The organism is Kitasatospora sp. NPDC057015, from assembly GCF_042673745.1.
In the GTDB taxonomy this organism is placed as follows: domain Bacteria; phylum Actinomycetota; class Actinomycetes; order Streptomycetales; family Streptomycetaceae; genus Kitasatospora.
Window position 1 is genome coordinate 15,043 of sequence record NZ_JBHUSG010000061.1, and the last position, 23,012, is coordinate 38,054.

The window sequence follows — 23,012 nt, forward strand, 5'->3', positions numbered from 1 at the left end:
CCGCACGGGCCGGGATCGCCGGCCGGCCGCGGTGCGGGCGGAGGCCGGGGCCCGGCCGGACCCGCGTCTCAGTGACTGCGCCGGGTGACCAGTTCGGCGAGGGCCAGCAGGTCGTCGGCGTCGGCCGGTTCGGGAACGGCCCGGGCCAGGTGAGCGATGGCCGCGGCCATCCGTTCGCAGGACTCGCCCTGCGCCCAGGCCCGGCCGCCGGCCGCCTCCACCGCCCTGGCGCAGCGCGCGAGCTCGTCGTCCGTGAGCGGTCGGTCCAGTCCGTAGAGGCTGGCGAGGACGGCGGCCTCGGAGGTGCCGGCGCCCAGCGCGGCCACCACCGGCAGGGACTTCTTCCGGGCCACCAGGTCCGCGCCGACGGGCTTGCCGGTGACCTCGGGGTCGCCCCAGATGCCGATCAGATCGTCGATCAGTTGGAAGGCCAGGCCGATCTCGCGGCCGAAGGCGTCCATCGCCTGCGCCACCTCCTCCCCCGCCCCCGCATACAGCGCCCCGATCGCGCAGGCGCAGCCGAGCAGGGCGCCGGTCTTCGCCTCGGCCATGGCCAGGCACTCGGCCAGCGAGACGTCACTGCGCTGCTCGAAGGCGCAGTCGGCCTGCTGGCCGGCGCAGAGCTCGACGACGCAGTCGGCGAGGCGACGGACGGCGGCGGGCGCCGCCGGGTGGTCGTCCTCCGCGAGGACGCGCAGCGCCAGCGAGTGCACGGCGTCGCCGGAGAGGATCGCCTCGGTGGTGCCGAAGACCCGCCAGGCGGTGAGCCGGTGACGCCTGGTGTCGTCGCCGTCGATGACGTCGTCGTGGAGCAGCGTGAAATTGTGGATCAGTTCGACGGCCGCGGCGGCACGGACCGCGGCCTCCGGGCGCCCGCCGAGGGCCCGGGTCGCGGCCAGCACCAGAGCCGGCCTGATCGCCTTGCCCGAGGGCCCGGCCGCCGGGGAGCCGTCCGACTCCGACCAGCCGAAGTGGTAGCTCGCGATGCGCCGCAGTGACGGGGGCAGCGTGTCGACCGCCGCGCGCAGAGCCGGCTCGACGAGGCCCCGGGCCCGGGCGAGGACGTCGTCGACGTCGCTTCCCTCCCGTTGGTCCCGCTCCACTGTGAAGATCCCCATGGTTCCTCCCCTGCTGTGAGAACGCTGTCCTGGGTGCTGCGGCATGCCGGCGGTTCGCGCGCCGGCATGCCCTGCGATCGGCCCGACCTGCCGACGACCGCCCCCGCGCTCGACCGGGCGGACGGCCGTACGGGCGGCCGTACGCCGGCGGACGGCGGCACGGACGGCGGTACGGACGATTGACGGGTCGGACGGCGCGCGGGTCGAGGTCGGTCGGCGGGTCGAGGTCGGGTGGCGGGTCGTCGGACGGTCCAGCCCCCGCCGGGCGGTGCCGGGGTGAGGGGTGATCGGCCGTTCGCGCGGAGCGAGGGGGCCTGCCCGGTGGGCCGACCTCGGGGCGCCCGGACCCGCCCCGACGGGCGGGCCGGGCACCCCTGGCGGTCAGGTCGCCGGGCGGGGGTGGTGAATGGTGTTCCGGTACGGATACGGGTGGGGGACCGTACGTCGAGCCCCCGATACCGCTCGGTCAGTCCCGGGGGCGGGCGATGTCGACGTTCTCCAGCACACCGATCGCGTCGGGCACCAGGATGGCGGCGGAATAGTAGGCACTGACGAGGTAGGAGATGATGGCCTTCTCGTTGATGCCCATGAAACGGACCGAAAGGCTGGGCTGGTATTCGTCGGGAATTCCGGTCTGGTGGAGGCCGACGACGCCCTGGTTGTCCTCTCCCGTACGGAGCGCGAGAATCGAACTCATGTGCCCGTCCAGGATCGGGATCTTGTTGCTGGGGAAGATCGGCACCCCGCGCCAGGCCGGTACGTGGTGCCCCTGGACCTCCAGGGCGTCGGGGTAGAGGCCGCGGCGGCTGCACTCCCGGCCGAAGGCGGCGATGGCCTTCGGGTGGGCGAGGAAGAACTTGGTGCCCCGGCGCCGGCTGAGCAGCTCGTCCATGTCGTCGGGGGTGGGCGGCCCGGAGTGGGTCTGGATGCGCTGGTCGTAGTCGGCGTTGTGGAGCAGGCCGAACTCGCGGCTGTTGATCAGCTCGTGCTCCTGCGCCTCGCGCAGGGCCTCGATCGTCAGCTTGAGCTGCTGCTCGATCTGGTTCATCGGCTGGTTGTAGAGGTCCGCGACCCGACTGTGCACCTGGAGGACCGTCTGGGCGACGCTCAGCTCGTACTCGCGCGGGGCGAGCTCGTAGTCCACGAAGGTGCCGGGCAGCTCGTGTTCGCCCTCGTGGCCGGCGGACAGCTCGATCTCCGCCTCGCCGTGACGATTCTGCGCGGCCTGGGAGCCCGCCAGGTAGGCCAGGATCTGCCCGCGCAGGGCCTCGGAGCGGTCCGCCAGCTCCTGGAAGGCGGGCCACGGCAGTGCGAGCAGGGTGCCCGCGGTGGCCGCCTTGACGGTGTACTCCCAGGTCGCGTCCGCCTGCAGCAGCGCCTCGTCGCCGACGTGGTCGCCGTCGGCCAGGAAGCCGATCACGGTCTCGTCGCCGTACTTGCCGGTGCCGACCTTGTTGACCTTGCCGTGGGCGATCAGGAAGACCTCCTCGACCGGCTGCCCGACGTCGACCAGCACGTCACCGGCGGAGAACTCGCGCTGGGTGAAGCGCGCCGCCAGCTCCGCCAGCACGCCGTCGTCCTCGAACCCGCGCAGCACCGGCAGCTCGCGCAGCGAGGGCGGCACCAGGCGGACGTCCGCCCCCGTCTTGACGAAACTCACCCGACCGCGCCCGACCGCGTACGTGAGGCGCCGGTTGACGCGGTACGTACCGCCGGCCACCTGCACCCACGGGAGCATCCTGAGCAGCCAGCGCGAGCTGATGCCCTGCATCTGCGGCGCGGACTTGGTGGTCGTCGCGAGGTTCTTCGCGCCCGCCGTACCAAGGCTCTGCTGCTGCCGGGTTTGCGCCTGTCCACCCTGCGCAGGAATACCGACGTTGGTTTCGGTCGACATACAGGAACCCTCCGCGTTAACCGAATGAAGTGTCGCCTTGCACCAATCATGGTGGGGCCGTTCGAGCTAACCTGCAATCACTCTTTCGAGTGGTTGTAAAAGCGGGATAATTAGTACGACTGGATCAGTTGAACGATTGTGATCCGCTCGTCGTTCGAATTGGCTGAAATTCATCCGCGGTGCGGTCGGAAATCCACCGGACCGCCTCCGTCGAACTCGCGAACCCCTCGCGGTTCACACGCTGGAAATTCTTCGGAAAACCCGTTGCGACCAGGCGGTTCACCCGTTTCGACAGGCGCCGCGACAAGCCTGTCAGGTACACGCCCAATGAAGCTCGGGCCGACCCCCACCCGCCGTTCACGCAGGGGCCGCAGGAGCGCTAAGGTGCCACCTCAAGGGCACGTCCAAAGCGCCGAAGTCACTGAAGCCGTTGGCCGACCGCCGGGTTTCGTATGCCTACGCACCGAGCGAGCGGCCGGACCGGATGCCCTCCCGAACGTTCACTCCTGCCCCGGGAGACCTCCGTGAGCGCACCCGTACGCGTCTGGCTCAACCGCACCTATGCCGAGAACGTGTTCTTCATCGAGCAGCTGCGCGCCGCGCCGCGCCCCGTCGAGGTCCATGCCACCCATGTCGACGCCGACTCACCGGTGCTGGCAGCGGCCGACGTCGCCTCCCTGGAACCCGAGGGCCTGGCCCCCGACGAGTACGTCGCCTTCGCCCTGGAGTACTGCGCCCGCAACGCCGTCGACGTCTTCCTGCCGCGGCTGAACCAGCTCGCGATCTCGCTCCACCGCAAGGAGTTCCAGGAGATCGGGACGGCCCTGGCCTGCCCGCCGGCCACCGCGATCGCGGCCTTCGACAGCAAGGTGGACGGCTACGCGGCCATAGCCTCGGCCGGTCTGCCCACGCCGCCGTGGTGGCAGGTGCGCACGGCGGCGGAGCTGCTGGCCGCCGTCACCGCGATCGAGGCGGCCGACGGAGTGCCCTGCCTCAAGCCCGCCTCCGGCGCCGGCGGCGAGGGGTTCCGGGTGCTCACCCGCGAGCCGTTCGGCCTCGACGGACTGACCGGGTGGCCGAGCGGGCACGTCCAGCTCGACCAGGTCCTGACCGCCATGGAGGCGCCCGGCGCCGCGGTCGACCTGCTCGTGATGCCCTACCTGGAGGGCCCCGAGGTGTCGGTGGACTGCCTCGCCGACCTGGACGGCCGGCTGATCACCGCCGTGGGCCGCACCAAGCACCGCCGGCGGCGCAGCTTCACCACCGCCGCGCGCTACCTGGAGCCCGCACGCGTGCTCGTCGAGACCCTCGGCATGGCGTACCTCTCGAACGTGCAGTTCCGGCACCACCACGGCGAGCCGGTCATCATCGACGTCAACACCAGGCCGTCCGGCGGCCTGCACCAGCTGAGCCTCGCCGGCCTCAACCTGCCGTGGAACGCGGTGCAGTTGGCGCTCGGCGAGATCCCGGTGCCCGGGCCGGCCGACAAGTTGGCGGGCATCGAGTACACCCTCGTCGCCGGGGTCCGGCCGGTGCTGCCCCGTCAGGTGCCGCAGGCGCTGGAGCGGGTACCGGTGGCCTTCGACCTGGTCTAGGACCGGCGGACGCCACCGGGCGATCCGCCGGGATCCGCCGGGATCCGCCGGGATCCGCCGGGATCCGCCGGGCAGACCCTAGAGCGGCCGGACGGCCTCGACCCAGTCGGGGCCGTTCCAGTCCAGGGTCGGCTCCAGCACGCCCTCCAGGGTGAGCAGCCAGCGCTTGACCTCGATGCCCACCCGGCCGCCGCCGAACCCGCCGATGCCGTCCGCCGCGACCACCCGGTGGCAGGGCACCAGCAGGGCGAGCGGGTTGGCGGCCATCATCTGCCCGACCGTCCGGGCCGCCAGCCCGGGCTCCGAGACACCCTCGAACACCCCGCTGAGGGCGGCCAGTTCACCGTAGGTGATGGTCCGTCCGTAGGGGACTTCGGTGAGCAGGGTGCGCAGCACCACGCGGTGCGGGCCGACGGCCCGGTCCCAGTCGATCGGCAGGCCCGGTTCGCGGCTCCGTCCGGCCAGGTAGTCGGTGATCCGGCCGGTGACCGCGTCGATCTTGGCCGGGTCGGTGCACTCCGGGCCCCGGGGGTCGGCGTCGGCCGCGAGGTAGGCCACCGCCGCCACGCCGGCCGGTGTCACGGCGAACCGCATCGGCCCGCTGGGCAGCGGTGTGCCGACCGTGATCCAGGAGATCGACATTCCGGCCGCCCTGCCCTCGTCCGCCCCGGCCCGCGCGTCGGGGCCCCGCGCCGGGTCCGTAGCGCTCCGAGGCCCCGGAGCCGGCCGTCGCGGCCGCCTCCGGGGCCATGGTACGACCGTCCCGCGCGCGGTGCGGGGCGATTCGACCCGTCCGTGGGCCGGGGTCAGTGCCGGGCCTTCAGCTCCCCCGCGAGCCCGCGCGCCCACTCCATGACCTCGTCCCGGTCGGCCATCCGGCCGTCGCAGAGGACGGTGAGCTGGGCGTCGGTGAGCCGGTTGGGCCCCGGGATCTCCAGCAGATAGGCGATCTCCGCCAGCATCGACCCGAGCCGGTGGGCATCCGCGGCGCCGATCGTTACCGCGTTCTCGTGATGACTGATGGTGACAGAACCGGGCATCGCAACCTCCTCCGTACACCCCCTGTTCCTGCACCCACGGTACGGCGCCCGCCGCCGCCGCGCCCGGGAAGCGGCGGCGGGGCCGGCCGGGGCGGGCCCCGCCGGCGGGTGCGCCGCCCGGGGAGGTCAGCGCACGGGCCCCGGCCCGGCTCCCGCCAACTGCAGCCAGAGCGCGAGGCCCGTCCGGTCCGCCGATCCGGGCGAGTGCGCCGGCTCCGCGCGCCGGTACCGGCCGATGTAGTCGTGGGCGGCGCTCACCGTCCAGGCCGGGAGCTCCTGGTCGATCAGCCGGTCCCACTTGGTGGTGCTGCGCTCGTCGTGGAGCTGGTGCAGCGGCAGGTGGCGGCAGGCCGCCCAGCAGATCAGGTCCGGCGCGTCGTCGAGCAGCCGCGCGGGCCCGGTCCTGGCCGCCTTGGGGATCCGGGCCAGCGCCTCCCGGGCCGTGCGACGGGCCTCCAGCGCCCGGAGCACGCCGAGCGGGTGGACGCCCGGGTGGATCAGCGCGCCGTAGTGCGGCGAGGCGATGTCCGCCCAGAGCACGTCCAGCCCCCGGTCCGTGGAGACCAGCTGCGACAGGTAGGGCGTGGGCGCCGTGGACAGGCAGGCCAGCGCCCGGGTCACGTCCGCCATCGAGAACCGCGGCAACCAGCCCTCGGACTCGAACTCCTCGGCGAGTCGGCGCAGTTCGGGGCAGCGCCGGAGGCAGTCCTGGGCGGTGGCCGGATTCAGGTAGAGGTCCGCGATGTCGTGCAGCCGCCGGACGTGCTCCCGCTCGGGGCTGGTGAACACCTCAAGGCGGACCGTCGAACGGTCGAGGTGGGGCCGGCCGCGCTCGGCCGCGGCGCGCGCCAGCAGGGTCAGCCGCTGGAATCCGTCGATGGACTCGGGCCGGATCAGCTCGACCACCCCGCCCTGGATCCGGATCCCCTCCGTGCCGAGCGCCAGCAGTCCCACCCGCCCGAACTCCTCCGGCCGCAGGCGGAGCAGCTCGGCGAGCTCCCGGTTGTGGGCGCTCTCGGAGAGGAAGCCGCGACGGGCCCCGAGCCGCTGGGCGGCGGCCGGCCCGGCCGCGAGCCCGGCGAGTTCGCCGGCCGGGACCTGGAGCGCCCACCCCCGGTCGAAGCGCGTCAGGCGCAGCGGGCGCAGGCTCAGCACCGGGCCGGCGAAGCCGCCGTACCCGCTGCGCACCGGGCCCTCGCTGCGCCCGTCGTATCCGCCGTACCCGCCGAAGCCACTGCCGTCGCGGCCCTCGCTGCCACCGGTCAGCGAAAGAGGTTTGTCCACGTATCTGCCAACGGGCCAAAGGGCGATCGGTAATGGCACCGACCGGGATTCTTCGTGGCACGGTGAACCCGGCCGTCCGGGCGTCCGGCCGTCAGGGCCGGTCGTCGGCAGGGAGCAGCCCCTCCACCTCCGCGGGAGTCCACTCCCCCGCCGCCCCCGGCCTGCTGCTGAGGTACGCCGCGATCCGCCCGTTCCCCCAGCCGTGGGCCTCGCGCAGACCGGCGCCCAGGTGGGCGAGGTAGGCCGCGGCCGGGCGGTTCAGCGCGGCGTCGGCGCGCCGCCAGGGAGCGGTGAAGGTCAGCACCGGCAGGCCGTCGAGCAGCCCGGCGCAGACCAGCGTCTCGTAGCGGCCCGGCCCCAGCCGGGCCCGGCCGGCGGTCAGCACCTCGCGCAGGTCCAGCTCGGCGCCGGGCGCCCTGGCCATCTCCTGGGCCGCGATGTCGGCGAACTGCCGGGTCGACAGCAGGTAGGCGCGGACGGGCAGCTCACCCTCCTCCGACGGGTCGTAGAACCCCATGCCACCCGTCCAGGTCCGCGACTCCAGCGCGAAGTAGAGCTGCCCGGTCAGCAGGGCGGGCACCGCCCGCCGGGGCGGCCGCCGGTCCCGGCACCCCGGGTGCACGCGGGCCGCACCGGGCGCGCGGCCGCCGGACAGGTAGGAGGAGAGCCGCGCCAGGTGCATGTTCGAGGCGTACGCGGCGTACCAGACCTGGTCCGTCGGCAGGATCCCGGCCGCGGGGGCGGCGGCCGGGCGCAGCGGCTCCACCGAGTCGTCCTCCCTCGATCCGCGGCCCGCTCCGGTGCCGGACGTCCCGGCGGCCGGTGCCGGACCGGCGGAGTGACCGTCCGTCCGATGCCATCCCCGCCCGGCCGCCCGCGCAGCAGCACCACTCCCGGCTCGGCGGACCGCCGACCCGCCGCGGGCGGGAGGGCACGGGCCGGGCCGCCGCCCCTCCCCGCCACGACGACAGCGGTGCCCGGCGGGCCGGCAGCCCGTCGGACACCGCGGGAGCCGGCGCCCGTCAGGCGAGCAGCTTGTCCTTCGCCTTCTGGAACTCCGCCTCGCTGATCGCACCGCTGCTCTTGAGCTCCGCGAGCTTGGCGAGTTCGTCGGCGTGGCTGGGGCCCTGGCCGCCGCCCGAGGAGCCGGCCGCGTCCTTGACGTAGGCCTTGAAGGCGGCGTCGGCCTTCTGCGCCTGTTCGACGTCGCGCTCACCCATGGATTTGCCGCGCGCGATGAGGTAGACGAACACGCCGAGGAAGGGGAGCAGGATCACGAAGATGATCCATCCCGCCTTGCCCCAGCCGCCCATGTCGTTGCTGCGGAAGATGTCCGTGATGATCTTGAAAAGCAGGAAGAACCAGAGGATCCACAAGAAGAACCACAGCATGGTCCAGAACACGTTGAGCAGCGGATAGTCGTCCATGGTGCTCCCGTCCCAGCCGGCCACCGGCTCCCGGTGACCACTCAATTCCAACAGCGTCGCCGGTGACAGAGGCGGCACTGAATCGAGTCATATCACCAGATATTGACCTTGGCCTGCCGTCCTCGGTCGTACTACGGGGAACGGGGAGCGGTTCACCCGGAAGGCCCAAGCCACCGTGCCGATCACGCCCGCGGCACGGGAGATTGGAGCAGCGCACCGACCCCGGACAGCCCAAGGAGCCGCCACCGACCAGTCCACCGCCGCACCCGACGGCGACACCGCGGGAGCCGGCCTCCGACCCGGAGGCGGTGACCGCGGGAGTGGGACGCCGGCGTGACGCGTCGGACGACGACGCGGCCCCCACCGGGCCCCGGCCCGACCAGGCTCCAGGGAGTGTGCAGTGGGAGATGCAGTCGGCCAGATGCTGGCCTCCGCGGTCGGCATCGCGATCAGCCCGGTACCGCTGATCGCGGTGATCCTGATGCTGGCCACCCCGCGGGGCCGCGCCAACGGGACGGCGTTCACGGTCGGCTGGATCCTGGCACTGGCCGCGGTGACCACGGTGGTGGTGCTCGCCGGCTCCTCCATCGACACCGACGCCGCGAAACCCGACTGGTCGTACTGGCTCAAGCTGGCCCTGGGTGCGCTCTTCCTCGTGCTCGGTGCCAAGCAGTGGAGCGACCGCCCGCGCGAGGGCCGCGTCGCCGAGCCGCCGAAGTGGATGCGGGCGATCGACCGTTTCACACCGCGAAAGTCGGCGGGCCTCGCCGCCGTCCTGGTGGCCGCGAACCCCAAGAACCTGGTGCTGGCCGTCGGCGGTGCGGTGTCGATCGCGACCAGCACCGCCTCCGCCGGCGGGAAGACCGTGGCCGTGGTGCTGATGGTGCTGGTGGGTTCGCTCTGCACGCTGCTGCCGCTCGGCGTCTACCTCTTCGGCGGGGCGGAGGCGGCCAGGGTGCTGGGCGGCTGGAAGGCCTGGATGTCCGCCCACAACGCGGCGATCATGATGGTCGTCCTGGTCGTCCTCGGCGCCAAGTACGTCGGCGACGCGATCTCCGGCCTGACCACGTGACCCCGCCCCCGCGGCGCAACGCCCCACCCGAGCGGTCGTACGCCGGCCGGTGGCGCACGCTCCGGTCCCGGTGGCGGAGCATCGGGCGACCGCAGCGGGCCGACGTCTCGTCAGGCTTCGTGACCGGCCTCTTCTCGATCCCCGAGGGCATGGCGTACGCGTCGATCGCCGGCTTCAACCCGGTGGCCGGCCTGTTCGCGGGCGTGGTGCCCGCGATCGTCGGCTCGCTCACCGCGCGGACCGTCCTGATGATCACCACGCTGACCAGCGCGATCGCCCTGACCGCGCAGAGCGTCCTCAGCCAGGCCGGGCTGGATCCGCTCGACCCCGGCAACGTCGCCCTGATCTCCCTGATGACCGGGGTGGTGATGCTGCTGATGGGCCTGCTGCGGTTCGGCGTGGTGCTGAGCTTCGTCTCCAACGCCGTGATGACCGGCTTCGCCACCGGCATCGCCCTCCAGATCATCACCGGCGTGCTCAAGGACGCCACCGGCTACCAGCCGCAGGGGCACAACAAGCTCGCGCAGTTGCTCGACTGGCTGGTGCACCCCGACGCCTGGCAGGTCTCCAGCGCCCTGGTGGCGGCCGCGACCATCGCCGTCTGGGCAGTGGCGCACGCCGTGCCCCGGCTGCGCACCGTCGCCCTGCTGATCGCCATGGTCGCGGTGAGCCTGGTGGTGGCGCTGCTGGACGTGGACGTCGAGCTGGTCCGGAGCATCGCGGACATCCCCTCCGCGCTGCCGCACTTCACCGCCCCCGACTGGTCCGCCCTCCCCGCGCTAGCCGGCGGGGCCTTCTCGATCGCCCTGGTCGCACTGGCCCAGGGCGCCGGCATCGCTCCGACCGTGCCCAACCCGGACGGCTCGAAGCCCGACATGAACAGGGACTTCACCGCCCAGGGGCTGGCCAACCTGGCCGGCGGCCTGTTCCAGTCCCTCCCCGTCGGCGGCTCGCTGTCGCGCACCGGGGTCGCCGTGTCCGCCGGCGCCCGGACCCGCTGGGCGGGCGTCCTCTCCGGAGTCTGGCTCGCCCTGATCGTGCTGACCCTCGCCCCGCTCGCCGAACGCATCCCGATGCCGGTGATCGGCGGGCTGATCATCGTGGTGGGCGCCGAACTGATCTGGGGCAAGCGCCACGACATCATGCTCGTCCTGCGCACCTCCTGGCTGTCGGCGGCCTCGATGGTGCTGACCTTCGCGCTCACCACCCAGCTGCCGCTGCAGCGGACCATCATCATCGGCGCCGTCCTGTCCCTGCTGCTGTACTGCGTCCAGGCGGCCCGGCAGGCGAAGCTCACCGCCCTGGCCCCCGTCGGCGACGGCCGCTGGCGGACCGCGCCCCTGCCCCAGCGGCTCCCGCCCGCCGAGGTGACCGTCCTCCACTACAGCGGCGTCAGCCTGTTCGCCGAGCTGCCCAGGATCCAGAGCGACTGGCCGGACTCCACGGGGGCGGACCGCGCCGTCCTGGTCCTGGTGGTCCGCGGCCTGCCGGACGTCCCGTCCTCCGCGGTGATCAAGTGGCTCGGCCGACGGGCGGACGAGCTGCACGCGCAGGGCGGCCGGCTCGTCCTGGCCGGCGCCGAACCGGCCTTCGAGCAGGTGATCCGCACCACCGGACTGACCGAACGGCTCGGCGAGGACGCCGTGGTCGCCGCCACCCCCGTACTCGGCGAATCCCTCCAGGAGGCCGTCTCCCGCGGCCGGCGGTGGATCGCCCGCGGCGACGCGGGCCCGTCCAACCCGCGGGCCCCGTGAGTCCCGATCGACCGTCAGCCGGCCCGCAGCCACCGAGAGAGAGGACCCACCATGACCACCACCCCGCGCGCCTCCTACCGGACCACCGCCGGCCCGCCCGCCAACAGCGGCTGGGTCACCGGGCTCGCCCTCTTCGCCGGCGTCATGATGCTCGTCAACGGCATCCTGGACTTCTGCCAGGGCATCGTCGCCGTCCTCACCAACGACCTCATCGTGACGACTCCCCGCTACGCCTTCCGCTTCGACGCCACCTCCTGGGGCTGGATCCACATCGTGCTGGGGGCCCTGGTCGCGCTGGCCGGCCTCGGCGTGCTGCGGGGAGCACTCTGGGGCCGCGTCGCCGGGATCGCCCTCGCCTCGCTCAGCGCGATCAGCGCCTTCCTCTGGCTCCCCTACTACCCGGTGTGGAACCTGGTCGTCATCGCGCTGGACGTCTTCGTGATCTGGGCCCTCTGCGTCTACCGCAAGGACGACTCCGTCCTCTGACGGGCCGACACCGCCTCACCGCCCGAACCGATCAGCACGCGGAGCGCCCCGGGCCGGCCGCGGCCCGGGGCGCCCGCACGACCTCACAGGTCCGAGGCCAGGTGCCGGCGGCCGGCGATCTGCTCGAAGATCAGGTTGGTGCGGGTCTGCGCCACCGCCGGATGGGTGGTCAGGTGGTCCACCACGAAGTCGCGCAGGGCGTCGGGGTGCGCGAGGGCGACGTGGAGCAGGTAGTCGTCGGACCCGGCCATGTGGAACACCGCCACGACGCCGGGCATGTCGGGGGCGGCGTCGCGGAAGCTCTCGTTCTGCTCACGGGTGTGGGCCCGGAGCCGGACGGAGATCATCGCCTGGAGCGGCAGCCCGATCGCGGCCGGGGCGATCTCCGCCCGGAACGCCCGGATGACCCCGCGCTCGCGCAGCGCCCGAACCCGGGCCAGACAGGTCGAGGGGGCGATGCCGACCGCGTCCGCGAGCGCGTTGTTCGGCGTGCGGGCGTTGTCGGCGAGGATGCGCAGGATCGCCCGGTCCACCTCGTCGAGGGGGTCCCGCCGGGTGTGAGGAATGTTCGGCACGTGACCCAGGGTCGCAAGCCATCCCGATGATTCGCAAGGTACGGCGAACGGATTCCGAATTATCTGCGGATCCCTTCCCCCTGCGGCGTCACGGGTTCCATCCTGGCCGTCGATCGGATCGGCCCTCGCCACCCCACCGGACTCGCCCGGCGGATCGTCCGACCCCCAGCGACCCGGGAGTGCTGCGCCATGAGCCGAACCGACACCCTGCCCGTGCCCGCACCGGCTTCCCCGCCCGCGCAGGTGCCGCTGCCGGCGCCCCGGGAGGAGCCCGCCCGGCCGGGTGTCCGGACGGCGTCCCCGCGCACGACCGCCCGCCACGGGTCACGCCCCCCGGTCGAGGAGCCCGACGCCGCCGACTTCGCACTGCCGGCGGGCGGCCTCGGCAACACGCAGCGGCTGCGCGCCCTCGACACGATGGACGAGTACCTCACCAGGAAGAGCCGGTCCCTGCTCGGCTACCAGGCCACCCAGGAGACGGGCGGCTGCGCCTTCGACCTCGGCCGGTTCATGCAGCACAACATCAACAACCTCGGCGACCCGTTCCAGAGCGGCGGCTACAAGCCCAACACCAAGATCGTCGAGCGGGCGGTGCTCGACTACTACGCCGCCCTGTGGCACGCCGCGCGGCCGTACGACGCGGACGACCCCGAGTCGTACTGGGGGTACGTGCTCTCCATGGGCTCGACCGAGGGCAACATGTACGCGCTCTGGAACGCCAGGGACTACCTGAGCGGCAAGGCGCTGATCCAGCAGCCCACCGCTCCGTCGGTCGCCCCGCGGTACGTCCAGGCCCCGCCCGAGCCGAGCAACCCCAACGCCTACCGCCCGGTGGCCTTCTACTCCGAGGACACCCACTACTCCTTCGCCAAGGCGGTCCACGTCCTGGGCGTCGAGACCTTCCACACCGTGGGCACCGAGAACTACCCCGGTGAGTGCCCGCTGGCCGACCCGACCGGCCGACCGGGCGCGTGGCCCGCCGAGGTGCCCTCCCGCGGCGGCCCCTCCGGCCGGTCCTGGGACGGCACCGGCGAGATCGACGTCGACGCCCTGGCGGTGCTGGTGGAGTTCTTCGCCGCGAAGGGGCACCCGATCTTCATCAGCCTCAACCTCGGCAGCACCTTCAAGGGCGCCCACGACGACGTCCGGCAGGTCTGCGAGCGCCTGCTGCCGATCTTCGAGGAGCACGGGCTGATCCAGGCCGAGGTGGCCCGGGGCGGGGCCCGGAGCGCCGGCGGGCCGCCGGTCGACCTGCGCAGGCGGTTCTGGATCCACGTGGACGGCGCGCTCGGCGCCGGATACGCGCCGTTCCTGCGGATGGCCGCCGAGGACCCGGCCCGGTTCGGCTGGACCCCCGACACCGACATCCCGGAGTTCGACTTCGGCATCACGCTGCCCACCCGGGAGCACGGCGACCTCGACATGGTGTCCTCGATCGCCATGAGCGGCCACAAGTGGCCGGGCGCGCCGTGGCCCTGCGGCATCTACATGACGAAGGTCAAGTACCAGATCTCACCGCCCTCGCAGCCCGAGTACATCGGCGCCCCCGACACCACCTTCGCCGGGTCGCGCAACGGCTTCTCGCCGCTGGTGCTCTGGGACCACCTGTCGCGGCACTCCTACCAGGACCAGGTCGACCGGATCCGGCACGCCCAGGAGCTGGCCGCCTACCTCGAACGGCGGCTGCGCCTCCTGGAGCGGGAGAAGGGCGTCGAGCTCTGGCCGGCCCGCACCCCGGGCACCATCACGGTGCGGTTCCGCAAACCGAGCCCCGAGCTGGTGGCGAAGTGGTCGCTCTCCTCCCAGGACGTCCTGCCCGTCCCGGGCGACGAGAGCACCCGGCGCGGCTACGTGCACGTCTTCCTGATGTCCTCGGTGGACCGTTCCAAGCTGGACGCCCTGCTGGAGGATCTCGGCAACGACCCCGTCATCCTCGGCCTCCCGGAGCTCGACGGGGTGTGACGCCCGCGACGTGACACCCGCCGGTGTGACGCCCGCCCAGCTACGAACTCCCGCGGGACTCCAGCCCCAGACGACCGACGAACTCCTCGGTGAAGCCGACGATGACGTCGTCGGTACCGAGGTGGAACCTCCCGTCCGGGGGCCAGACCGCCGAACGGCCGGCGACCACCCAGGCGTCTCCGGCCGGGAAGCCCAGGTGGATCGCGAGCGGGACGATGCGAGACCGGTCAGCGGGGTCCTGGTCCCACAGCACCCTCGCCGCGGCGACGGGATCGGCGAGCAACGCGCTCCACCGGGGGTGGTCCGTGACCTCCCACACCCGGGGGCCGTCCGCAGCACCGATGCCGAGCAGGTAGTGGGCCATCGGTGCCGGCACCAGTTCGATGCCGTACTCGAAGAAGGAGTTGTCCCAACTCGCCGAGTGCACGCCGCCGTCCGTGGTGGTGAACTCGACGCCCATCACCACGTCGTGCCACTGGCCGAGGTCCCAGACCGGCTCCGACCCACCGTAGGAGGGGAGGTCGTAGTAGACCACCCTGGCGATCCGTCGGCCGACCAGCGAACGGACCGCCAGTTCGAGTTCGTCGACCGTCAGCTTCGGCGGGGTCACCGGGCCGGTCCCGAACCGGCCGGCGGCCCGGTGAGGCGCCGGCGCAGCCCCCGGCGGACCTCCCGGGCGAGCGGATCGTCGCGCAACTCCCCCAGACGGGAACGGACTTCCGCGGTGAGACCTGCGATCGCCACGGCGACCTCCTGTCGGTCGATGCCGTCAATCCCGGACGGGTGTCCCCGCGGGTCAGCATTCCGCGCCGGGAGCCCGGGCACCACCCGGTTTCGCCGACCGCGTCCGGTCATCGTCACGACCGGCGACCGTGCCGTGGGATCGCGCGCAGCACTGCGCGGACCACCCTCCGCGCCCCACGGCCGGCCCCGCGCACGCGAACGGCCCCGGACGAGTCGTCCGGGGCCGGCGGTGGAGCCCCCGGGCGGCCGAAGCCGCAGCTCGTCCGGGGTGGTGCGGTGAGCCCCCTGTCGGATTCGAACCGACGACCTTCGCTTTACAAGAGCGGTGCTCTGGCCAGCTGAGCTAAGGAGGCATGGTGACCGTCCGCGGCGGACCACGGCGGCACCGGGGGCAGTCTACCGGGAGGCGGTGGGACGTTGTCTGCAATTGGCCCACTACGGGGTGCGGGGGCCGCGTGACCGAACCGATGCGCAAATCGGGGGCCGTGGGGGGCTGACAAGCGGCGGAGCAGGGAGGTAGCGTCGCCCGGAGTTGGTTCGTGCAGTGGTTCAGACCAGCACGGGCCGGCGCAACAGGCACCCCGCCCTTTACTCGGATCGTCCGGCACGTTCCTGCCGGTGAAGGAGAACACAGCCATGGCTTCTGTCACGTTCGACAAGGCGACCCGCCTCTACCCGGGCGGCACCAAGCCCGCCGTCGACGCCCTTGAGCTGCACGTCGAGGACGGCGAGTTCCTCGTCCTCGTCGGCCCCTCGGGCTGTGGCAAGTCGACCAGCCTCCGCATGCTGGCCGGCCTGGAGGACGTCAACGGTGGCGCCATCCGCATCGGTGACCGCGACGTCACGCACCTGCCGCCGAAGGACCGGGACATCGCGATGGTGTTCCAGAACTACGCGCTGTACCCGCACATGACCGTCGCCGACAACATGGGCTTCGCGCTCAAGATCGCCGGCGTCAACAAGGCCGAGATCCGCAGCAAGGTCGAGGAGGCCGCGAAGATCCTCGACCTCACCGACTACCTGGACCGCAAGCCGAAGGCGCTCTCCGGCGGTCAGCGCCAGCGTGTCGCGATGGGCCGCGCGATCGTCCGCGAGCCGCAGGTCTTCCTGATGGACGAGCCGCTGTCCAACCTGGACGCGAAGCTCCGCGTGTCGACCCGTACGCAGATCGCCAGCCTGCAGCGCCGCCTGGGCATCACCACCGTGTACGTCACCCACGACCAGGTCGAGGCCCTCACCATGGGTGACCGCGTCGCGGTCCTCAAGGACGGTCTGCTGCAGCAGGTCGACAGCCCGCGCACCATGTACGACCGCCCGGCGAACCTCTTCGTCGCCGGCTTCATCGGCTCCCCCGCGATGAACCTGGTCGAGGTCCCGCTGGTCGACGGCGGCGTGAAGTTCGGCGGCTCGGTCATCAACATCTCGCGTGACGAGCTGGCCGGTGCGGGCACCGACAAGACCGTGACCGTCGGCATCCGTCCGGAGCACTTCGAGATCGTCCCGGCCGGCGGCATCGAGGGCGTCGCCGTCACCGTGAACGTGGTCGAGGAGCTCGGCGCCGACGGCTTCGTCTACGGCACCACCAAGATCGGCGGCGACGACAAGGACATCGTCGTGCGCGTCCACGGCCGTCAGATCCCCGAGCGCGGCGAGACCATCCACGTCGTGCCGATCGGCCACGAGACCCACGTGTTCAACACCACCACCGGTGCCCGCCTGAGCGCCTGACGGCCTCGGGGGCGACGCGCCCCGCGGTACCCGCGGCACTGACGCGGTACCGACCCTGACGTACGAGTGAGCCCTGCCGGACGGCGGTCCGGCAGGGCTCAGTCGCGTCCCGGGCCGGGCGCCGCCGGCACCGCGCCGTCAACACGGTGACGGGACGAATCGGGACACCGGTCACTCGTTGGGGTAACGGAGTGCGATACCGGGCATACCCAGCGCTACGCTCCTGAGCGTGAAACAGCTCGTGCGCCGCATCGGCCAGACCGTCGCCCTCACCCTGCCCGTGATCCTGGTGACCACCGGCACCCTCGCCGTGACCCGGGTGCCCTGGGCCCCGCCGACCTCGCTCGACCAGCAGGTGGTCGCGGCGTCCAGCAACGACGGCGCCGGCATCGGGCGCGCCCCGAGCGGCCAGGCCGCCGCCCAGGGCCTCGCCCCGCAGGACGCGCTCCGCGCCGACCTGCTGGACGAGCTGCGCTCCAACAACCCCGGCACCGCGCTGGACCTGCTGGAGCGGACGATGCGCGAGAAGCCCTCGCTCACCCCCTACTGCAGCACGCTCGCCTCCGACCTGGGCAAGGCCGCCGTGCGCAAGTACCAGGGCGACGTCCAGCGGGCCCGCTCCTTCGCCCGCCCGGTCTGCGACGGCTCCTTCGCCTCCGGCGCCGCGGCTGGCTGACGGCCTCCGCCGGGCGGCCCGGAGCGGCCCGGCGCCGCCCGGCACCGGGCGAAGCCCGCTGAACCGGATGAACCCTCCGAACCCGCTGAACCCGCCAACGAGGGCCGGTGCCCTCTCCCCTGCTCGACCGCTCGGACGGCGGCCGGGTGCGGGCACCCGGTGCCGGCGTCCGGGCGCCCGTACCCGCCGAACGGTGCGGACCTATTGTTCTCGGCATGACCGCTGAATCCGCTCCCCACGCAGCCCCCGTCGTCACCCAGGCCGTGATCCTGGCCGGCGGCCAGGGCTCCCGGCTGCGCCCGTACACCGACGACCGGCCCAAGCCGCTGGTCGAGATCCCCGGCACCGGCACGCCGATCCTCGGTCACCAGCTCGCCTGGCTGGCCGCGGAGGGCGTCACCGACGCGGTGATCTCCTGCGGCCATCTGGCCGAGGTGCTGCAGGAGTGGCTCGACCGGGCCGACCTGCCGCTGAACGTCAGCACCGTGGTCGAGAACGAACCGCTCGGACGCGGCGGCGGCCTCAAGTACGCGGCCAGGGCGCTCCCGCGCCCCGACGAGCCGTGGTACGCCACCAACGGCGACATCTGGACCCGCTTCAGCCTGCGCGACATGGCCTCCTTCCACCACGAGCGGGACGCCGTCGCGACGCTCGCCCTGGCCCGGCCCCGGATCCCGTGGGGCGCCGTGGAGACCGACCAGTTCGGCAACGTGCTGGACTTCATCGAGGCGCCGCCCTCGCCGTTCCTCATCAACGCCGGTCTGTACGTCTTCAGCCCGGAGTTCGCCGCGCTGCTGCCCGACGTCGGCGACCACGAGCGCACGACCTTCCCCCAGCTGGCGCGCGGCAAGCGGCTGGCCGGGTACCAGCTCCCGCAGGGCGTGTACTGGCGGGCGATCGACACCGCCAAGGACCTCACCGAGGCCGCCAAGGAGCTCGCCTCCGCCGCCGGGCTCAGCCCGGTGACGCCGCGGCCCGCCGCCCAGTAGCGTCCGCCCCCGCGCGGCCCCCGCGGCCCCGGCGGGCCCGGAGCCGCTCCACCCCGCGGTTCAGGCGCCCGCGGCCCCGGCAGCGCCGGACAGGCCGCTGAGGGGGCCGGGAAGGCCCGCCAGCGGCCCGCTCCGCGCACGGCCGGCGAACGAGCACAGCGACGAGCACAGCGACGAGCACAGCGACGAGCACAGCGACGAGCACAGCGACGAGCACAGCGACGAGCCGGCCGGAACACTCCACGGGGAGTGTCCCGGCCGGCTCGTCGCTGTTCGTACCGGCGACCGCTGCCGTCAGGTCGACACCACCGTGCCGGGCTGCGGGCGCCCGCCCTGCTGGGCTCCGAGGGTCGGCAGCTCCGCCAGTGGGCCGCTGCCCAGCACCCCGCCGAGCAGGCCGGACCCGCCGCTGCTCTGGCTCGGCTTGGGCGCCGCTCCGCCGGGGGCCGTGGTGCGGCCGCTGGAGGAGGTTCCGGCGGCGGGGGCGTTGGGCGTACCGGCCGACGGGGCGGAGTCGGTCTTGGACGTCCGCGGCTTGGGACTCTGGCTCGCCTTCGGCGAGGCCGGGACGGAGGCCGAGGGCGTCGCGGTGGGGCTGGGCGGGTGCGAGACCGTGGCGGAGGGCTTGCTGGTCGGGGTCGCCGCCGGGCTCGGGGCCGTCGAGGCGGTGCCGGGCCAGAGCGGGGTGCCGTAGTCGCTGCTGGGCGTGGCCGGTCCGGGGGCCGGGCGGCCGCCGGTGCGCACGGCCGCGCCGAGCATCGAGCCGAGCAGCAGGGTCACTCCGACCACCAGCGAGGTGACCACGGCGCCGCGGCGCAGGACCCGCCGGCGCAGCGCGCCGGGCGCGCCGGCCCCGTACCGCCGCCAGGCCTCCAGGGCGAGGCGACCGTCCAGCGAACCGAACGGCGCGCCGGCGATCAGCAGCGGGCTCCAGGCGGCCAGGAAGATCAGGTCGGGCGTGTCGTAGACCGGCACCGACCGCCAGCTGACGGTGAACAGCAGCGAGGCGGAGAGCACCATCGCGGCGCCGGCCGCGAGCCGCTGCCAGAGACCGAGGATGGAGAGCACGCCGACCACGATCTCGGTGAAGGCCACGCCGAGGCCGGCGCCCACCGGGTGGGCCATCGCGAGGTCCAGCAGTGGTTCGGCGACCCGCCAGGGGTGCAGCGAGGCCAGCCAGCGCATCATCGAGCCGCGGTCGCCGCCGTCGAAGTACACCGGGTTGCACAGCTTGCTGAAGCCGGCGTAGACGGAGAGCGAGCCGAGCAGCACGCGCAGCGGGAGCAGGACGAGCCCGAGGTCGACGCGGCGGCCCGGGTACCGGGCGTGCCTGGAGTCGCCCGCCGCCGTGGCGGAGACCTCCGGCAGCTCGCCGGCCGGCGTCCAGCCCTTCGGGCCGCCCGCGGCGTGGCCGGGCGAGCCGGGCTGGCGCGGCACGGTCGCCGATCCGCCGTACGCCGGGATCACCCGGGTGTCGTCGTCCGCCCGGGCGCCCGGACCGCGCGGCGCGCCGGCCGGGGCGGGCACCGTGCTGAGCCGGACGGCCTCCAGCAGCCGGGTGGCCGCCACGTCGCCGGGTGCGGCCTGGCCCGTCCAGGTGACGGCGGTGACCCGGCCCTTGCGGCGCGGTGCGCCGACGGCCGCGCCCGCGAGCAGCGGGACCTGGGCCGTGTCGACCACCACCTGCGGGGTGGTCAGCGGGCGCCGGAGGTAGCCCTGGCCGGCGTAGGGGTCGCCGAAGGCGGCGCCGTACGACAGCAGGTCGTGGGGCGCGTCGATCAGCGGCGCCACGGGGGTGCCGAGTCTGAGCCGGAAGCTCGCCTGGGTGCTGCTGAGCCGGGCGGGGTCGGACGGCACCTTGACCGTGTTGAGACCGGGGCCGGAATCTATCCCCGCCGTACCGCCCTGCCCGGGGAACCGAGGTGTTCTGGTGTCCACACCCGTCTAACCGGGTGACGGCCGATTAGGACACTCTCCCGGGTGGATTCTTGGCGGCCACTTGAAGTGATCATGAGAAAAGCGATCGAGCCCGGTCAGGCCCGATCGCTTTCACCCAAAAACGTGCCGGTCAGGAGGTCCTGGACCGCAGACGGGCAGCCTCGTAGAGCACGATGCCCGCCGCGACGCCGGCGTTCAGCGACTCGGTGGCACCCGGCATCGGGATCCGCACCCGGATGTCGCAGGTCTCCGAGACCAGCCGGGACAGGCCCTTGCCCTCGCTGCCCGCGACGATCACGACCGGGCCGGTCAGCGCGTCCAGCTCGCCGATCTCGGCCTCGCCGTCGGCGGCCAGGCCGACCACCAGGCAGCCGGCCTTCTGGTACGCCTCCAGCGCGCGGGTGAGGTTGGTGGCGCGCGCCACCTGCAGGCGCGCCGCCGCGCCCGAGGAGGTCTTCCAGGCGCCCGCCGTCATCCCGGCCGCCCGGCGCTCGGGGATGACCACGCCGTGCGCGCCGAAGGCGGCGGCCGAGCGGACCACCGCGCCGAGGTTGCGGGAGTCGGTCACGCCGTCCAGCGCCATGATCAGCGCGTCCTGCCCGAGGTCGGCCGCGACGCCCAGCAGGTCCTCGGGGTGCGCGTACTCGTACGGCGGGACCTGGAGCACCAGGCCCTGGTGGTTCAGGCCGCTGGTCATCTGGTCCAGCTGCGGGCGCGGGGCCTCCATCAGCGGGATGCCGCGCTCGTTGGCGGCCTGGAAGGCCTCGCGCACGCGGTCGTCGGTGTCGATGAACTGCATGACGTAGAGCGCGGTGGCGGGCACGCCGCCCTGCAGCGCCTCGACCACGGAGTTGCGGCCGACCACCAGCTCGGCGGCACCGGCACCGCCGCGCCCGCCGCGGCCGCCGCCGCCGCTGCGGCGCATGCCGGCCCGCGACTTGGCGTCCATCTCGCGCTTGACGGCCGCGTTGGCCTGGCGCTGCTTGACGTGCCCCTTGCGCGCGGAGGCGGGCGGGGTGGGACCCTTGCCCTGCAGTGCCTTCCGGCTGTGGCCGCCGGTACCGACACTCGCGCCCTTCTTCGATCCGGGGTTGCGACGGTTCCTGCGTGCACTGTTGCCGGCCATGGCTGTCTTTCCTGTCTGTCTCGCACGTCCGACGGCGATTCCGTCCGCGACCTGCTCTGCGTCATGTGGATGGGCCGCACCGATCCGGTGCGGCCCACCCTCACCCCTCCAGCGCGAGGGGTTACTGGTTGTTGATCGTCCAGCGCGCGCCGGACGGGGTGTCCTCGATCGCCAGCCCGGCCAGGCCGAGCTGGTCGCGGATGGCGTCCGCGGTGGCGAAGTCCTTGCGGGCCCGGGCCGCCTGCCGCTGGTCCAGGACCAGCCGGACCAGCGAGTCGACCACCCCGTGGAGGTCCTCGCCGCGCTCCGCGCCGGACCACTGCGGGTCCAGCGGGTCGAGGCCCAGAACACCGAGCATCGCACGGACCTCGGCCAAACGTGCTACCGCGTTCTCCTTGTCGTCCGCCGTCAGCGCGCTGTTCCCCTGCCGAACGGCGGTGTGCACGATGGCCAGGGCCTGCGGAACGCCCAGGTCGTCGTCCATCGCCTCGGCGAAGGCCGGCGGCACCTCGGGCGCCGCCTCGACCATGCCGCAGCGCTCCACGACCCGCTGGACGAAGCCCTCGATCCGGCCGAACCCGGCCTCGGCCTCGCGCAGCGACTCCTCGCTGTACTCGATCATGGACCGGTAGTGCGGGGCCCCCAGGTAGTAGCGGAGCACGATCGGGCGCCAGCGCTGGACCATCTCGGAGACCAGCACCGAGTTGCCGAGCGACTTGCTCATCTTCTCGCCGCTCATGGTGACCCAGGCGTTGTGCACCCAGAAGTTCGCGAAGCCGTCGCCGTAGGCCTTCGACTGGGCGATCTCGTTCTCGTGGTGCGGGAAGATCAGGTCGAGGCCGCCGCCGTGGATGTCGAAGGAGCTGCCCAGGTACTTGTGCGCCATCGCGGAGCACTCCAGGTGCCAGCCGGGACGGCCGCTGCCCCACGGGGTGCTCCAGCTGGGCTCGCCCGGCTTGGTGGTCTTCCACATCGCGAAGTCGCGGCTGTCCCGCTTGCCGGTCTCGCCGTCGCCCTCGGGCTGGCGGAGGTTCTCCAGCTTCTGGTTGGACAGCGAGAGGTAGTCGGGGAAGGACTTCACGTCGAAGTAGACGTTCCCGTCCGCCTCGTAGGCGTGACCCTTGGCGATCAGGACCTGCATCATCTCGATCATCTCGGGGATGTGCCCGGTGGCGCGCGGCTCCACGGTGGGCGGCAGGCAGCCGAGCACCGAGTAGCCGTCGTTGAAGGCGCGCTCGTTGGCGTAGGCGATCTGCCACCACGGCGTGCCGAGCTGGCGCTCCTTGGCGATCACCTTGTCGTCGATGTCGGTGACGTTGCGGGCGAACGTGACCTGGTAGCCGCGGTAGGCGAACCAGCGCTGCATGATGTCGAAGTTGAGGCCGGACCGGATGTGCCCGATGTGCGGGGGCGCCTGGACGGTGGCGCCACACAGGTAGATCGAGACACAACCCGGTACAAGCGGGACGAAGTCGCGTACCTGGCGGGCGTCGGTGTCGTACAGGCGAATGCTCACAGCGTCAAGCGTAGTGGGCAGAGGGGGGTGCCCCGCGACATTCTGGAATGTCAATGCTGCCGCGGGGTCGTTCCCCGGATGTGGCCGG

At 72.9% G+C, this 23,012-nt stretch carries 21 protein-coding genes and 1 tRNA gene; 8 read left to right on the forward strand and 14 right to left on the reverse strand.

Going from position 1 to position 23,012, the window contains the following annotated elements; genetic code table 11:
- Positions 1 to 68: 68 nt before the first annotated feature.
- Both ACFTWP_RS36540 and ACFTWP_RS36545 read right to left on the reverse strand, forming a co-directional pair.
- The gene (locus ACFTWP_RS36540; protein WP_380269390.1) at positions 69 to 1,118 is read right to left on the reverse strand and encodes a family 2 encapsulin nanocompartment cargo protein polyprenyl transferase; all 1,050 of its coding nucleotides are present in this window, start codon (positions 1,116 to 1,118) and stop codon (positions 69 to 71) included.
- A 466-nt stretch (positions 1,119 to 1,584) separates the two neighbouring features.
- On the reverse strand, positions 1,585 to 3,012 hold the full coding sequence (locus tag ACFTWP_RS36545) for a family 2B encapsulin nanocompartment shell protein (RefSeq protein ID WP_380269391.1): 1,428 nt from the start codon (positions 3,010 to 3,012) through the stop codon (positions 1,585 to 1,587).
- A 524-nt stretch (positions 3,013 to 3,536) separates the two neighbouring features.
- On the opposite strand from ACFTWP_RS36545, the gene ACFTWP_RS36550 reads away from it, so the two are divergent.
- Complete coding sequence (locus ACFTWP_RS36550; RefSeq protein WP_380269392.1) at positions 3,537 to 4,607, forward strand: ATP-grasp domain-containing protein; 1,071 nt, start codon at positions 3,537 to 3,539, stop codon at positions 4,605 to 4,607.
- Between the two features lie 78 nt (positions 4,608 to 4,685).
- Here ACFTWP_RS36550 and ACFTWP_RS36555 read toward each other — a convergent pair whose 3' ends face one another.
- The 5 genes from ACFTWP_RS36555 to ACFTWP_RS36575 all read right to left on the reverse strand — a co-directional run bounded on the left by ACFTWP_RS36555 (position 4,686) and on the right by ACFTWP_RS36575 (position 8,358).
- The gene (locus ACFTWP_RS36555) at positions 4,686 to 5,249 is read right to left on the reverse strand and encodes a methylated-DNA--[protein]-cysteine S-methyltransferase (protein WP_380269393.1); all 564 of its coding nucleotides are present in this window, start codon (positions 5,247 to 5,249) and stop codon (positions 4,686 to 4,688) included.
- 164 nt (positions 5,250 to 5,413) lie between these two features.
- Positions 5,414 to 5,647, reverse strand: a complete 234-nt coding sequence (locus ACFTWP_RS36560) for a hypothetical protein (protein WP_380269394.1) — start codon at positions 5,645 to 5,647, stop codon at positions 5,414 to 5,416.
- Positions 5,648 to 5,773: 126 nt separating this feature from the next.
- Positions 5,774 to 6,931, reverse strand: a complete 1,158-nt coding sequence (locus ACFTWP_RS36565; RefSeq protein ID WP_380269395.1) for a hypothetical protein — start codon at positions 6,929 to 6,931, stop codon at positions 5,774 to 5,776.
- A gap of 91 nt (positions 6,932 to 7,022) precedes the next feature.
- The gene (locus tag ACFTWP_RS36570) at positions 7,023 to 7,613 is read right to left on the reverse strand and encodes a histone deacetylase (RefSeq protein ID WP_380269428.1); all 591 of its coding nucleotides are present in this window, start codon (positions 7,611 to 7,613) and stop codon (positions 7,023 to 7,025) included.
- A gap of 340 nt (positions 7,614 to 7,953) precedes the next feature.
- Complete coding sequence (locus ACFTWP_RS36575; RefSeq protein ID WP_380269429.1) at positions 7,954 to 8,358, reverse strand: SHOCT domain-containing protein; 405 nt, start codon at positions 8,356 to 8,358, stop codon at positions 7,954 to 7,956.
- A gap of 400 nt (positions 8,359 to 8,758) precedes the next feature.
- Between ACFTWP_RS36575 and ACFTWP_RS36580 the strand changes: the two genes are divergently transcribed.
- From ACFTWP_RS36580 to ACFTWP_RS36590, 3 genes are all read left to right on the forward strand, one after another.
- The gene (locus tag ACFTWP_RS36580) at positions 8,759 to 9,430 is read left to right on the forward strand and encodes a GAP family protein (protein ID WP_380269396.1); all 672 of its coding nucleotides are present in this window, start codon (positions 8,759 to 8,761) and stop codon (positions 9,428 to 9,430) included.
- A 119-nt stretch (positions 9,431 to 9,549) separates the two neighbouring features.
- On the forward strand, positions 9,550 to 11,184 hold the full coding sequence (locus ACFTWP_RS36585) for a SulP family inorganic anion transporter (RefSeq protein WP_380269398.1): 1,635 nt from the start codon (positions 9,550 to 9,552) through the stop codon (positions 11,182 to 11,184).
- Positions 11,185 to 11,235: 51 nt separating this feature from the next.
- Positions 11,236 to 11,670 (forward strand): hypothetical protein, encoded by a 435-nt coding sequence (locus tag ACFTWP_RS36590; protein WP_380269399.1) that lies wholly within the window; start codon positions 11,236 to 11,238, stop codon positions 11,668 to 11,670.
- Between the two features lie 83 nt (positions 11,671 to 11,753).
- On the opposite strand, the gene ACFTWP_RS36595 is transcribed toward ACFTWP_RS36590, so the two are convergent.
- Positions 11,754 to 12,245 carry an Lrp/AsnC family transcriptional regulator gene (locus tag ACFTWP_RS36595; protein ID WP_380269400.1) on the reverse strand — a complete coding sequence of 164 codons (492 nt, stop codon included), beginning with the start codon at positions 12,243 to 12,245 and terminating at the stop codon, positions 11,754 to 11,756.
- 189 nt (positions 12,246 to 12,434) lie between these two features.
- Between ACFTWP_RS36595 and ACFTWP_RS36600 the strand changes: the two genes are divergently transcribed.
- Positions 12,435 to 14,207: a histidine decarboxylase gene (locus ACFTWP_RS36600; RefSeq protein ID WP_380269402.1), complete on the forward strand. Its 1,773-nt coding sequence runs from the start codon at positions 12,435 to 12,437 to the stop codon at positions 14,205 to 14,207.
- Positions 14,208 to 14,247: 40 nt separating this feature from the next.
- On the opposite strand, the gene ACFTWP_RS36605 is transcribed toward ACFTWP_RS36600, so the two are convergent.
- The 3 genes from ACFTWP_RS36605 to ACFTWP_RS36615 form a co-directional block, all read right to left on the reverse strand.
- On the reverse strand, positions 14,248 to 14,817 hold the full coding sequence (locus ACFTWP_RS36605) for a hypothetical protein (protein WP_380269403.1): 570 nt from the start codon (positions 14,815 to 14,817) through the stop codon (positions 14,248 to 14,250).
- Positions 14,814 to 14,951, reverse strand: coding sequence for a hypothetical protein (locus ACFTWP_RS36610; RefSeq protein WP_380269404.1), 138 nt, complete (start codon positions 14,949 to 14,951; stop codon positions 14,814 to 14,816). Before ACFTWP_RS36610 ends, ACFTWP_RS36605 begins: the two co-directional genes overlap by 4 nt.
- A 279-nt stretch (positions 14,952 to 15,230) precedes the next feature.
- Positions 15,231 to 15,304, reverse strand: a tRNA-Thr gene (locus ACFTWP_RS36615).
- 283 nt (positions 15,305 to 15,587) lie between these two features.
- On the opposite strand from ACFTWP_RS36615, the gene ACFTWP_RS36620 reads away from it, so the two are divergent.
- The 3 genes from ACFTWP_RS36620 to ACFTWP_RS36630 all read left to right on the forward strand — a co-directional run bounded on the left by ACFTWP_RS36620 (position 15,588) and on the right by ACFTWP_RS36630 (position 18,344).
- The gene (locus ACFTWP_RS36620) at positions 15,588 to 16,679 is read left to right on the forward strand and encodes an ABC transporter ATP-binding protein (protein WP_380269405.1); all 1,092 of its coding nucleotides are present in this window, start codon (positions 15,588 to 15,590) and stop codon (positions 16,677 to 16,679) included.
- 229 nt (positions 16,680 to 16,908) lie between these two features.
- A complete protein-coding gene (locus ACFTWP_RS36625) occupies positions 16,909 to 17,355 on the forward strand; it encodes a hypothetical protein (RefSeq protein ID WP_380269406.1) in 447 nt (148 codons plus the stop codon).
- 215 nt (positions 17,356 to 17,570) lie between these two features.
- A complete protein-coding gene (locus ACFTWP_RS36630) occupies positions 17,571 to 18,344 on the forward strand; it encodes an NDP-sugar synthase (RefSeq protein WP_380269407.1) in 774 nt (257 codons plus the stop codon).
- Positions 18,345 to 18,638: 294 nt separating this feature from the next.
- Here ACFTWP_RS36630 and ACFTWP_RS36635 read toward each other — a convergent pair whose 3' ends face one another.
- From ACFTWP_RS36635 to cysS, 3 genes are all read right to left on the reverse strand, one after another.
- Positions 18,639 to 20,201, reverse strand: a complete 1,563-nt coding sequence (locus ACFTWP_RS36635; RefSeq protein WP_380269408.1) for a DoxX family membrane protein — start codon at positions 20,199 to 20,201, stop codon at positions 18,639 to 18,641.
- A 211-nt stretch (positions 20,202 to 20,412) separates the two neighbouring features.
- On the reverse strand, positions 20,413 to 21,408 hold the full coding sequence (gene rlmB / locus ACFTWP_RS36640; RefSeq protein WP_380269409.1) for a 23S rRNA (guanosine(2251)-2'-O)-methyltransferase RlmB: 996 nt from the start codon (positions 21,406 to 21,408) through the stop codon (positions 20,413 to 20,415).
- A gap of 121 nt (positions 21,409 to 21,529) precedes the next feature.
- Positions 21,530 to 22,924: a cysteine--tRNA ligase gene (gene cysS / locus ACFTWP_RS36645; RefSeq protein ID WP_380269410.1), complete on the reverse strand. Its 1,395-nt coding sequence runs from the start codon at positions 22,922 to 22,924 to the stop codon at positions 21,530 to 21,532.
- Positions 22,925 to 23,012: the final 88 nt, after the last annotated feature.

Bases quoted from the DNA above. Each gene is read 5' to 3' on its own strand.
- ACFTWP_RS36570 (WP_380269428.1), bottom strand. From the start codon at position 7,613: ATGCACCTGGCGCGGCTCTCCTCCTACCTGTCCGGCGGCCGCGCGCCC.
- ACFTWP_RS36555 (WP_380269393.1), bottom strand. From the start codon at position 5,249: ATGTCGATCTCCTGGATCACGGTCGGCACACCGCTGCCCAGCGGGCCG.
- rlmB (WP_380269409.1), bottom strand. From the start codon at position 21,408: ATGGCCGGCAACAGTGCACGCAGGAACCGTCGCAACCCCGGATCGAAG.
- ACFTWP_RS36575 (WP_380269429.1), bottom strand. From the start codon at position 8,358: ATGGACGACTATCCGCTGCTCAACGTGTTCTGGACCATGCTGTGGTTC.
- ACFTWP_RS36540 (WP_380269390.1), bottom strand. From the start codon at position 1,118: ATGGGGATCTTCACAGTGGAGCGGGACCAACGGGAGGGAAGCGACGTC.
- ACFTWP_RS36590 (WP_380269399.1), top strand. From the start codon at position 11,236: ATGACCACCACCCCGCGCGCCTCCTACCGGACCACCGCCGGCCCGCCC.
- ACFTWP_RS36545 (WP_380269391.1), bottom strand. From the start codon at position 3,012: ATGTCGACCGAAACCAACGTCGGTATTCCTGCGCAGGGTGGACAGGCG.
- ACFTWP_RS36560 (WP_380269394.1), bottom strand. From the start codon at position 5,647: ATGCCCGGTTCTGTCACCATCAGTCATCACGAGAACGCGGTAACGATC.
- ACFTWP_RS36600 (WP_380269402.1), top strand. From the start codon at position 12,435: ATGAGCCGAACCGACACCCTGCCCGTGCCCGCACCGGCTTCCCCGCCC.
- ACFTWP_RS36630 (WP_380269407.1), top strand. From the start codon at position 17,571: ATGACCGCTGAATCCGCTCCCCACGCAGCCCCCGTCGTCACCCAGGCC.
- ACFTWP_RS36620 (WP_380269405.1), top strand. From the start codon at position 15,588: ATGGCTTCTGTCACGTTCGACAAGGCGACCCGCCTCTACCCGGGCGGC.